Source organism: Blautia caecimuris (genome assembly GCF_024622975.1).
Lineage (GTDB): Bacteria > Bacillota > Clostridia > Lachnospirales > Lachnospiraceae > Blautia_A > Blautia_A caecimuris.
Map to the genome: position 1 here is coordinate 1 of NZ_JANJZT010000076.1, position 2,400 is coordinate 2,400.

General features: G+C 44.9%; 2 protein-coding genes. Both read right to left on the reverse strand.

Annotation, left to right across the window (positions count from 1 at the left end; translation table 11 throughout):
* Positions 1–283: 283 nt before the first annotated feature.
* The gene (locus NSA57_RS19330; protein ID WP_178808968.1) at positions 284–1,438 is read right to left on the reverse strand and encodes an IS91 family transposase; all 1,155 of its coding nucleotides are present in this window, start codon (positions 1,436–1,438) and stop codon (positions 284–286) included.
* Entirely contained in the window at positions 1,431–2,306 is an 876-nt protein-coding gene (locus tag NSA57_RS19335; protein WP_022067347.1) for a tyrosine-type recombinase/integrase, read from the reverse strand. Before NSA57_RS19335 ends, NSA57_RS19330 begins: the two co-directional genes overlap by 8 nt.
* Positions 2,307–2,400 lie beyond the last annotated feature (94 nt).

Sequence of the window (2,400 nt, forward strand, 5' to 3'; positions counted from 1 at the left end):
TATAATTCATTAGGAAAGTATCAGATTCAGAGTTGACAAAAAGAGCAGTTCTGCAATAAATCGGAACTGCTCTGAATGTGATTCTTTCATATTGTACCCAGTCGCGGTATTTTAGCCAGTTCTTATATGGGGATTGTATTGTTCCCAGATGGCCAAAATCGTCGAAGATGATGAGAAATCAGCTGAAAACACGCTGATTTTTGTGATGTAAAACATTGCAGGACATACTTTCAAAGCCTCCCGTTGGCAGGCTTTTTCAAAACAATATAAGAAGTCAGGATAATCAGGATGGTGCATAACACCTTCCCAGCTGTTTCATGGAACTATGTCCACAATCCGGGCAGATAGAAATATCAAAGTCCCACACAGCCTTTAAAAGCTCAGACATGGACATCTCTGTAAACCGTCTTTTAAAACGCTGGTGTCCCTGCAGAGTAAAAATGAGTTTCAGATTTTTTCTCTTCATCCGGTTGTTCAGGAAACCATAATAACGGATCTTCTGAAAACCGGATGGAAGCACATGCATCAGGTATCTCCGAATGAATTCTGTATGCTCCAGAGTGATCTGGCGCCTGGACTCGCCGGGCTTTTTTCCCCTGGCGGAGAATGTGACTTCCTTTTCCGTGACGGAAAGGATACGGTTGTTGGAGATGGCGATTTTATGGGTATACCGTCCAAGGTATTCGAGCGCATTGCCAAATCCGTTAAAAGTTTCTTTTATGTAAGGGCACCAGTCTTTGCCGTAAAGATCATTTTTGAACTCCTTCCACTCATAGGAATTCCGGAGTGTTTCACAGGAAGAAGAGAGAACGATCTGTCCTTTCCGGTACATGGAATCAAGCTGGGAAAGATATTTCCCTTTAAATTTATCCCGGAGTACCCCGACAGGAATGAAAAACTTGTTTTTTGACCTGCGTATCTTCTTGTCATATGTGAGGCCGCCACCAGAAACAATACAGTGCATATGCACATGGTAGCCGATCTCCTGGTTCCATGTATGGAGCACCTGTATGATGCCAGGTGTCGCACCGAGATACTTCTTATCGTAAGATAATTCAAGAAGTGTTTCGGCACAGCATCTGTGAAAAAGCCCGTACAGAAGCTTCTGGTTACAATAAATAAGCGGGTTTAACTCATGGGGCAGGGTGAAGACCACATGAAAATACGGTGCATCAATGACTTCCTCCCGGCGTTTATCCACCCATATTTCTTTTAAGACAGCCTGGCAGTTTGGGCAGTTCCGGTTACGGCAGGAATTATTGTGGAATTCCGTATGGCCGCACTCGGTACATTGGCAGGCATTGGCTCCGAGAGCGCCGGATTTACAACGCATGACAGCGTGGGAGACTTTTTTCTGGATGTCAGAAACAGGGTGCCCGGAAGAAAGAAAAGAGTCAAAAGAACACTGCCAGATCTTCTGGATTTTGAGATCACTCATAAAACCCACCTGCCATTCTGTCAAAAGGATTGGAAGAAGCCATCAGAGCATTTGATGCCAGATGTACGTATATAACCGTGGAAGAAACAGACCGGTGTCCCATGAGCGCTTTCAAAGTGAGCAGGTCGGTTCCGTCTTCATAATGGTAGGTGGCAAAAGCATGGCGGAATGTGTGACAGGTAAAACGGTGCTCCCATCCGAGTTCTTTTTCGTGTGCAAGGATAAAGCTGGGGATACGCTGGTGATCGATGGGTCTGTCCGGTTTTTTCTTCTGTGGAAAGAGCCAGTCTTTCGGCCGGGAACCAGCCGGAAATGAATACCAGTACCGGAGGATGAGTTCCCAGACGTTATCAGAAAGAGGCACGTAACGGTCAGAGCGGTTCTTGGAAGCACGTATATGAATACGTTTTCTGGAATGTTCAATGTCAGAGCATTTCAGATGACGTACCTCGCCCACCCGCAGCCCGGAAGAAAACATAAGGCAGAGTATGGCCTTAAACTTTATGTCAGAAATGGAAAACAGGAATGTTTTCATTTCTTCACGTGAAGGGATAAAAGGGGTATAAGAGTCAAATTTTCTGAAAGGGAGCTGATAGGGGTCCCAGGGCTTATGGAGGACATAAAGTGTAAAAAATCTCAGCTGTGAGATGCAGGCATTTATCGTACGGTCAGAAAGATTTCTTGTGTTCTGGACCCAAAAGATAAAGTCCCGCATCTGCTGCCATGATGCATCTTCCGGTGCAGTGGGGCCGTTGTCGGAAAGGTACTGCAGATAAGCGGAGATATAGGTAGAATACGAAGCAATGGTGTGGTCAGTAAGACCGCGCAGGGAGACCATCTCCCTGAAAGAAGATAAATATTTGTCCATAAGGAACCTCCTGTAAATGAAATAAGATTGATTTAGAGTCAGGATATTTCAAAACAGGCGGTGGACGGATAAAAAAGTAAAATATGTACTTGTT